The organism is Terrilactibacillus tamarindi (assembly GCF_009718825.1).
In the GTDB taxonomy this organism is placed as follows: domain Bacteria; phylum Bacillota; class Bacilli; order Bacillales; family Sporolactobacillaceae; genus Terrilactibacillus; species Terrilactibacillus tamarindi.
This window is the reverse complement of record NZ_WNHB01000028.1, coordinates 21,325-30,487: the sequence shown is the minus strand read 5'-3', so window position 1 is coordinate 30,487 and position 9,163 is coordinate 21,325. Positions and strand designations below refer to the sequence as shown.

Genomic DNA, 9,163 nt, shown 5'->3' with positions numbered 1-9,163 from the left:
AACCGGGTGGAACAAGTCTAAGTAGATAGTGATTGATTTTATGCTTTAGAAATAGACAAGATCACTCGTGACTTTAGTCATGAGAGGTTCAGAAAGCCGTCCTTATTCGCTTGTTTTTTAGGTTGAGGATGTTATGATTATTTTGAAGCTAAAACTAATAATCGGCAAATATATAGAAAGTAGGGATAAAAATGATCGAACACATTGTTTTATTCAAATTTAAAGACGAAACAACAAATGAACAAAAAGAAGAAGGTATGAAAAGGCTTCGTCATCTCAAACTTGAGTTACCCGGTATTTTGGATATTCAATCTAATCATAATTTCTCAGATCGCAGTAAAGGGTATGAGATGGGACTAACTGTAAGATTCACTGACAAAGCGGCTCTAGAAAACTATGGGCCTTCAGATCAACACCAAGCGGTTGTTTCCTATTTAAAAAGCATTGGAATGGTTGATACACTTGCCGTTGATTTTGAAATTAGTGAAGAAAAATAAAACTTTGAGGTGAGGGTCAAGACTCACCTTTAATGCGAGATAAATCAGCACCGTGTTTAATATATTGAATAATTGGAAAGCTATCATATTCCTCTGGATTATGGTGGCTTATTTCTTCTAAAGTTAATAAAAAGTGTTTGATTTTAATAAGACAGAAATCTATAGCAGAAAACGAAAAAATAATAAGTAATAAGATAGTTAGTAAAAAGAATAGGATAAGAGGAGAAACCATCATGATTCGAAAAAGTTTCTTGTTTTTCATAGCGATCTTGTTAAGTATAAGTTGCATTGCACCTTTTGCTTATGCAGATGCGTCGCCTGGAGATGTCATTGTGACACTCGGGGCAAACTTGACACCATCTCAAAAAGATTCGCTGTTAAAAGAAATGAATGTGGATAAAAATAGTGTTCAGATCGTTGAAGTAACCAATCAAGAAGAGCATCAATACCTTGATAAATATTTGCCCAAAGCTCAAATTGGTACGCGTGCCATTAGCTCAGCTAAAATCACGTTAGGCCAAAAAGACTCTGGATTATCTGTTAGCACACATAATATTAATTACGTTTCGAATGATATGTATATGAATGCCTTAGCGACAGCAGGAGTGAAAGATGCTGCGGTCTATGTTACAGCTCCGTTTGCCGTATCTGGAACTGCTGGTTTAACAGGTTTGATTAAGGCCTACGAAGTACAAACGGGTGACAAAATACCTGAAGAAAATAAGCAAGTTGCAAATGAAGAGATGGTAACGACAGCTAATTTAGCGAATAAAGACGGAGTTGGAAAAGAAAAGGCGGCAGAACTCATAACGGCTATTAAAGACAAAATCGCTAAAAATCCACCTAATTCTGATCAAGAGATGCAGAATATTATTCAAGACGCAGCAGACCAAACGAATGTGAAATTAACAGATGATGAATTAAATCAATTGAAGGAATTATTTAATAAAATGAAAGACTTGAACCTTAATTGGGATCAGGTGGGTCATCAATTAAAATCCTTGAAAGATAAATTTCATCATTTTGCAAATTCGGACGAAGGAAAAGGTTTTTTTGCAGCTATTGGTACTTTTTTTGCCAAAATTGCTGAATTCTTAAGTCAGCTCTTCCATGCAATTGCTTCTTTCTTTCAATAAGTATCAAGTTCTAATCATAAGCCACTTCATCTTTTAGGTATGAGTGTGGCTTTTTTATATATGGAGATCAATGTTTCTATCAGAACATGTCTAAAATGAATACTGGGCATAACGGTTAAACCAGGCGACCAGGGTTGATAATATATTTAAATTAGATAAATTGATGCTTATCTCCAAGTGAATTAAAGACGGGGAGGTGGGGAGACACAAATGGAGACGCTTGTACATTTATTAAATCACTATACCTATATTATTTTGTTTTCAATGTTAATGTTAGAACTAATTGCTCTGCCAATCCCTACGGAAATATTAATGAGTTATGTTGGATACCTTGTTTATCAAGGTGAGATCAATCTTATTTTGGCGCTTATCTCAGGAATATTAGGGTGCTGTAGTGGAATGACATGTTCTTATTGGATTGGGAAAAAACTCGGGGCCCCATTTTTCCTTAAATATGGGCATCGCTTTCACTTAGGTCCGGAGCGATTAAATAAATTATCACGGGCTTTTAATCTTTATGGAAAACGATTGCTCCTTTTTTCCTGCTTTATTCCAGGGGTACGCCATATTACTGGCTATTCTGCAGGAATTACACGTATACCCTATCGATCCTACGCTTTTTTCTCTTATATAGGAGCAGTTATTTGGGTTTCAACATTCATTGGCTTTGGTAGGATTCTCGGCCCTAAATATAAACTCATTGAATCCACAGTAAAAGAGTATTTAGTTATTTTTATTATTATTATTGGAATCCTTGTTGTAGGTTATTATATGGTTAAATTTAATTTACCAAAGATCAAGTTCATCATTTTACGATCTTTGAAATTCCTTTATATTCGTTTTCAATCACGTTTTCAACTCAAGTTATTAATCGCATGTACAGTCATCGTATTTAGTCTGCTAACATCATTAATGTTTTTGATTATTGATGCCTATGTTGATCAAGACTATATACGCTTTAATCATAATATATTGACACTCTTTAGAGCCATGCCAACAGACGTTTGGCATCCTATTATGGAACAAGCCCTTGTTTTATCAAAATTTCCTTCATTTGTCGTGGTGTGTCTATTAACACTACTTTGGATTGGTTTTAAAGGCAAACAAAAAGAGATTGAAATTAAATTATTTTTTATTATGCTTGTTGGAGGCATGGTCTTTGTCACCTATTTACCACTGCTCATTGAAAAATGGCTAACCAAAGATGGACTTCTTAACTTAAATTATGCCACTGCACCGAATAAGCAGGTCATTATGGTTTTTATTTTATATGGATATTTTATGTTTTTGGTCTCAAGACATTTAAACATGTATGTTCTAAAAATTTTCATCAATGTGGTTGGATTAATTCTTTTGTTCATCATTGGCGTCTCACATGTTTATTATGAATTTCAATTACCGAGTGATTTGATTACCGATTATATCCTTGCTGGGATTTGGCTTAGTTTTGTCATAATATGTTTAGAAACATGGCGTTTAATCATCATTACGAACGAATCCTTAAGACAAAATAAGTACTAAATTGGATTGTCGAAATTGGTTGAATAGAAATATAACCCTAACGCATCTTAGAGGAAAAACTATATTATGACTGTAGTAAATTTAGATAAGGATACCTTTTTGTCACAATATAAGAAGTTTTGTCAAAAAGGTTGAAAAGTCATAGTTTACTAAGCATAATAAACGTATTAAAGTATGTACAAGTTATCTAATAAAAAAGTGAATAGGGGCAATGGGGAAAATGATCGATTTTGGAATTGGATATGAGGATGAATTATTGACTTCAATCTCCAAAAAAAGAAAGGAATTAATTGAAGTCGCTGAAACTTGTGGGATAAAGAATCAAGAGACAGTCAAACAGAGTAAAGAATTAGATATTTTAATTAATCTATATCAAAAGTATATTTTCAACCGTAAACTAATTAACGAGCAATAAGTTTTTTAAGTTCCATAGAAACCTAATATTAATATATTAAAACAAATTGAAATTAGAACGAAATAAGATTTTTAAAGAGAACTCTTCTCTTTTTTCTAAAATAGTTTGTAAGCGCTTCATAGAAACCCCATTCTTTTCTGCCCCCCATTATAATCTATCCAATACTTTTATCAAAAAATGATTTAAAATCCTTAATTCAAAAGAATAAATTATAAAAAACAACTTAAACTAACGTGTGTTCATTTTTTCAAAAGGGAGGAAAACACAATGGCAAAAGATGTACTATGTGATGTTCATAATTGTACCTATTGGGAAGAAGGAAACAAATGTGCTGCAGAGTCGATTTATATCGTTAGCCATAAAGGAGAACTAGCAAAAGATACTGAGGAAACAGATTGTAAAACGTTTGAACCTGAACACTAATTTTTAGAGGAGAAGTTAGCGGTCACGCTAAACTTCTCTTTTTAAATTTAATACATTTTATCCCGCCTTAACGGCAAGTAAAGACCCCCACCTCAAGATTATGAGTAGTCAAAGAAGATAGGCGGGGGATCAACTGCCCGTAAAGGTCCGATTGGTTCAGCTAACCATCAGTGGGGGATGAAGAAAACCCCCCCACAGAAGGAAGTTTCACTTTATAACAATACTTATGTGTATGTTCTGTAACGAGCAGAGAATCTTAAACATTGTTAAAAAATAAAGGTGATAGTTGGACATCTATTCAAATTTCGTTGCATAGGATGGACATAGATGCAGATAAGCCCTGAATGTCTTTTATTCATATTTGGCAGATAAAAAATGGAGATGAAGTCGATGTCCAATGAAAAAAGAAAAATGGATATTTATACATAATGTTAGTATCCAAACAGAAAAAGTGTAGAATGATATTTGAGTACTTCCCTTTACAAGACCATTCCTTCAGATTAGGGGTATAGGATGTATAGTGGTATTTTAAATATTTGTTTTAATGTCAACAATCCTAAAGAAAAACGGACGAATAAAAAGCTTTGTTATGCTATACTTTAAACAGGTTTTAAAGCGGTATAATAAGACTCTATTTTCTGAAAAAATTTCAAGTTCTAGTTTTAAGGTATACTCATCGCACGCTTACTTATTTATATAAAGTAAGGGGTATTGATCCTATTTCTTAAAATTGATAAAAATAAAAGTGAGAAAGATATAGCCAAGCAGGTTTATAAAAAGGAGTTATCCTAATGAAAATTCTGTTCTTGCCATTGTTTAAAATGCCTTCGGGTCATCACAGAGTAGCAGATGCTTTAATAGATATGATGGAAAATCGTTGTAACGACATAAAATGTAAAAAAGTAGATCTCCTCAGTTATAGCAATAAAAGTTTTGAAAAAATGATTTCAAAACTGTATTTGAAATGGATTCACTTTGTTCCCAAAACATATGATTGGTCATATAAACATTTTGCTTATACACGGACGCATAAGCATTGTTCATTTATAGGGTTTGAAAAGTATTTTTTGCATCACTTAAAAAAACTATTAAATGAAGAGAAACCAGATTTAGTTGTATGTACACACGGATTTCCTTCACTATTGATGAGCCGACTAAAAGAACAAGGCATGGTTAATATTCCTGTTATAAATGCTTATACAGACTTTTTTATGAATGACATTTGGGGTAGACAGGGTATTGATTTTCATTTAGTTCCTAATCAACAAGTGAAAAAACACATGGTAGAGAAATATCATATGGATGAAAAATTTATCCTTGTTACCGGTATTCCTGTTCACGAAACATTTCTTAAAGAAGAGGACAGAAAGTCAAGAAACAATGACCCTATTAAAACCATCTTGATTGCAGGTGGGAGCAGTGGATTAGGAGATATTGTGGGATTGATTAAGAACACAAATCCAAATTCTGCTTTTCGTTATATGATTTTATGTGGTAAAAATCATCGATTATTAGAGTCGTTGAATAAGTTGAATTTACCACATGTAACCGCCCTTCCATACATTCAATCACGCGAAGAGATGAATCAGTTGTATAACAAGGCGGATGCCATCGTGACTAAGCCAGGTGGTGTTACAATAAGTGAGGCGTTATGTAAACACCTCCCTATCTTTGTACACTCAGCTTTACCTGGTCAAGAATTAATTAACCTAGAGTTTTTAACTAAGCAAAACTTAGTATATAAAATTAACATGAAAGAAAGCTTAGACAAGCAGTTAGCCTTTTTATTAAATAATGAAGTTGAACAAATAAAGTGGCAAAAAGCCATTCAACGTTTCTTCAAAGATCAGGAAATACCAACTCTGGATATGGTTTATGCCATTTTAAGGGCTAATGTCATGGATGGTGAATCCATCAATGAGTATGGAAGTGATATTCCTGTTTATTCTGGAGTCATGTCAAAATTGAAAAAGTACGTGAAGAAATTACCCATAAGTAATAATGTGTAAGTGCGTGTTCAAAAAGGTGCAAATTACAAGCAAGAAGATAAGAGCGCACAGTTCCTGAGGACCGGCATTCAACAGGATGTGGTAGCTTTAGGCACCAGCCACAGGACATGAGCGATTTTAGTTGAAGATCCTCTTGGATAGCGTCGGAGACTCGCAGCTTATCATTTGGTGAATTTTTGAACAACCCCTATAAGTGATAATGATATACACGCTCACAAAATAGCCATTATTACATAAAAAACGGATCCAATAAGGGTCCGTTTTCTTTTGACGATATCTATCATCGTTTACTTATTTACCTGAAGATCGACGTTTAATTCGAATAATATGAACAATGGTAAGAATGATAAAAACCAAAGCTAGGATGCTACCAACAATGGCAATGTGAACTGGTGTGAAAGTTAAAAACTCATGAACTTTATTTCCTACAAAAAATCCTAACAAAATGAAAAGTGTACACCAAATGAATGCACCAATAGTTGAAGCTATAAGATAAAAAATAAATTTATAACGACTTAATCCTGCCATATAGGGATTAATTTGTCGTATACCAGGTATGAAATAACCAATCATAATCATAATAAAGGCACGTTTTTGAAACTTTTCTTCTGCTTTATGCCATCTTTCTGGAGTTAACCCAATATACTTTCCATATTTAATAATAAACGGTTTTCCGATATAATAACCTATAAGGTAAGATGTAATCATGCCTGTTAGAGACCCCAGGAAAGCTATTAAGATACATAACACTATGTTTAATGATCCCTGAGTGAGTGCAATACCAACAAAGATTAAAAACGATTCTTCTGGTGATGGGATACCTACGATTCCAAAGAATATAAAAATAAAGATGGCAAGATATCCATATGTATAGAAATAATTTTGAATAATTTCCATTTAAAAGATCCTCGTAATTTATAACCCACTATACATGATGACTTTATGTCCTGTGATCGTTGTCATTTGCTTTTTTATATCAAATTTAATAAAGTCATGAAAGAGGGAGAGATTTTTGTTACAATTCCTATTCATAGTATTGACGATAATTTCTTTATTTATAGTATACAGTATCATCCCAACGATTGCGATTCGTTCTTTATCTATCGGAATCTTTAAAAAGTCTCATACTAAAGGTCAAGCATCTTTGACTTTTGATGATGGGCCTGATCAATTATATACCCCTATGTTATTGGATCTTTTTAAAAAATACAATGTAAAAGCTACTTTTTTTGTAGTAGGGGAGCATGCCAAAAAGAATCCTGACATTATTAAACGCATGCATGAGGAAGGGCACACGATAGGTATACATCATTATAAGCATGTAAGCAATTGGTTTCTCATGCCTTGGCAAGTTAGAAAGCAGTGTAAAATGACAGCCGATCTAATTGAATCCATGATTGGCGTGCGTCCGATTTATTATCGTCCACCGTGGGGGCATCTTAATTTATTCATCCACTGGGGAGCAAAGCCCTTCCGTCTTATTCTCTGGTCAGCCATACTTGGGGATTGGAAATTATCTCTTGGTAAGGATAGATTAAAGAAAAGACTTCAAGAACATATTAAGGATGGAGCCGTTATTGTTCTTCATGACAATGGAGAAAATCCAGGAGCAGATGAACGTGCACCTGAAAATACGATTTCGGCCGTTACAGAGTATCTTGAAGAAAACCATGGGAAATATGATTTTGTTTCAGTACATACTCTTTATGAGGACGAGCATCGAAACAGGGTGTAAATGACATGTTTGGATAATGAATTGAAAGAAGAGGTGCAACAATGTCCAATAAAAAAAAGCAAAAAAATCACTATGAACAAGAAAAAGCCGTTCGAAGAAAGCAACGACAAATTGTCGTTATAAGTACAGCTCTCGTTATTATTTTACTCGTTGCCATTATTGGTATTGTATTAAAGACACAACAATCGAGTCAACCAAATGAAAATCAGAACAACCAATCATCACAAGAGACACCTTCCATCAATTATAAAGAACAACCGATCATGGGGAGTACGGATGCCCCTGTTAAATTGGTCGAATTCGGTGATTATAGATGTCCATATTGTAAAGAATTTGATGAAAAGATTGTTCCTAAAATAAAAAAAGATTTTATAGATAATGGGAAAGTAAGTTTTACATTTATCAATTATACGATTTTAGGTAAAGGATCCCAGTTAGCTGCAAATGCAGCTGAAATGATCTATCATCAATACCCTGATTCATTTTGGGATTTTCATAAAGCTTTGTATGCCGCTCAAGGTGATGAAAAGAAAGAGTGGGTCACAAAGGATCTTTTAACGTCTATAGCAAAGAAAACTGTGCCTTCATTAGACGAAAAAAATTACAAACAAACTCTAGATGATTTAAGTTATCAAAACAATGTGATTCAAGACTACAACTTAGCTAAATCCATGAAAGTTAAGGTTGTACCAAGTTTATTTATTGATGGGAAACTTGTGAATAATCCACTTGATTATCATATCGTAAAAGAAGCGATAAACAATGCGTTAAAGCAAGGCAACGAATGAGATGAAAAGCAATGAGTTTAAAGATGGTTTTAATTATTGGTTATATTTGGCTTGGTTAATGGCCATTTTGGCCACGTTTGGCAGTTTGTATTTAAGTGAAATACTTGGGTGGACACCATGCAAGTTATGTTGGTTTCAGCGGATCTTCATGTACCCTTTAACCGTCCTACTCGGCATTGCTTGTTTTAGAAATGATCGTCAAATTGCCCTATACGTTTTACCTTTATCTATAGTTGGAGGCTTAATTTCAGCTTATCATTATGCGGAGCAGCATATCCAAGCATTGCAGAATCAAACGTTTTGTGGGCAGGGTGTTTCCTGCAGTCAAAAGTACTTTGAAGCATTTGGGTTTATCACGATACCTTTTTTAGCATTTATCGCTTTTGCATGTATTTCCTTGTTTGTAACGATAGATTATCGTAACGATAAAAAACAAAGTGGGTCTCGACGTAATAAGTTATAATAAACCAGCCATTCAATCATATAAAGCTGTAGGATTCCAAGAGGAAGGCCGAATGCGAGAAGCTGTCTATCGAGATGGTCAGCGGCACGACCGCATCATGATGAGTATCTTACGAAGAGAATGGGAGATTCATAAATAACAAGCCTAAGAGCCTATAGATTGATTACACTTTTTTA

The 9,163-nt window shown here is 33.9% G+C and carries 10 protein-coding genes and 1 pseudogene; 10 read left to right on the top strand and 1 reads right to left on the bottom strand.

The genetic code is table 11. From position 1 onward, the window contains the following. Positions 1-191: 191 nt before the first annotated feature. From GMB86_RS14240 to GMB86_RS14215, 6 genes are all read left to right on the top strand, one after another. Positions 192-497 (top strand): Dabb family protein, encoded by a 306-nt coding sequence (locus GMB86_RS14240; protein ID WP_155221026.1) that lies wholly within the window; start codon positions 192-194, stop codon positions 495-497. Positions 498-733: 236 nt separating this feature from the next. Beyond that, a complete protein-coding gene (locus GMB86_RS14235) occupies positions 734-1,633 on the top strand; it encodes a DUF1002 domain-containing protein (protein WP_408033847.1) in 900 nt (299 codons plus the stop codon). Positions 1,634-1,843: 210 nt separating this feature from the next. Next, entirely contained in the window at positions 1,844-3,154 is a 1,311-nt protein-coding gene (locus GMB86_RS14230; protein ID WP_155221022.1) for a VTT domain-containing protein, read from the top strand. Between the two features lie 220 nt (positions 3,155-3,374). Continuing rightward, positions 3,375-3,569: an aspartyl-phosphate phosphatase Spo0E family protein gene (locus GMB86_RS14225; RefSeq protein ID WP_155221020.1), complete on the top strand. Its 195-nt coding sequence runs from the start codon at positions 3,375-3,377 to the stop codon at positions 3,567-3,569. Between the two features lie 267 nt (positions 3,570-3,836). After that, positions 3,837-3,992, top strand: a complete 156-nt coding sequence (locus tag GMB86_RS14220) for a DUF1540 domain-containing protein (protein WP_155221019.1) — start codon at positions 3,837-3,839, stop codon at positions 3,990-3,992. Between the two features lie 791 nt (positions 3,993-4,783). Beyond that, positions 4,784-6,001 carry an MGDG synthase family glycosyltransferase gene (locus GMB86_RS14215; RefSeq protein ID WP_155221017.1) on the top strand — a complete coding sequence of 406 codons (1,218 nt, stop codon included), beginning with the start codon at positions 4,784-4,786 and terminating at the stop codon, positions 5,999-6,001. Between the two features lie 291 nt (positions 6,002-6,292). On the opposite strand, the gene GMB86_RS14210 is transcribed toward GMB86_RS14215, so the two are convergent. Continuing rightward, the gene (locus GMB86_RS14210; RefSeq protein ID WP_155221015.1) at positions 6,293-6,898 is read right to left on the bottom strand and encodes a DedA family protein; all 606 of its coding nucleotides are present in this window, start codon (positions 6,896-6,898) and stop codon (positions 6,293-6,295) included. A gap of 139 nt (positions 6,899-7,037) precedes the next feature. On the opposite strand from GMB86_RS14210, the gene GMB86_RS14205 reads away from it, so the two are divergent. The 4 genes and pseudogenes from GMB86_RS14205 to GMB86_RS16185 all read left to right on the top strand — a co-directional run. Further along, the gene (locus tag GMB86_RS14205; protein ID WP_230459135.1) at positions 7,038-7,736 is read left to right on the top strand and encodes a polysaccharide deacetylase family protein; all 699 of its coding nucleotides are present in this window, start codon (positions 7,038-7,040) and stop codon (positions 7,734-7,736) included. A 41-nt stretch (positions 7,737-7,777) separates the two neighbouring features. Then, the gene (locus GMB86_RS14200; RefSeq protein WP_155221011.1) at positions 7,778-8,524 is read left to right on the top strand and encodes a DsbA family protein; all 747 of its coding nucleotides are present in this window, start codon (positions 7,778-7,780) and stop codon (positions 8,522-8,524) included. Between the two features lies 1 nt (position 8,525). Further along, complete coding sequence (locus GMB86_RS14195; RefSeq protein ID WP_155221009.1) at positions 8,526-8,987, top strand: disulfide oxidoreductase; 462 nt, start codon at positions 8,526-8,528, stop codon at positions 8,985-8,987. Then, a pseudogene (locus GMB86_RS16185) lies at positions 8,956-9,126 on the top strand (GNAT family N-acetyltransferase); the annotation flags it as partial. The gene GMB86_RS14195 and the pseudogene GMB86_RS16185, both read left to right, overlap by 32 nt. Between the last annotated feature and the right edge of the window lie 37 nt (positions 9,127-9,163).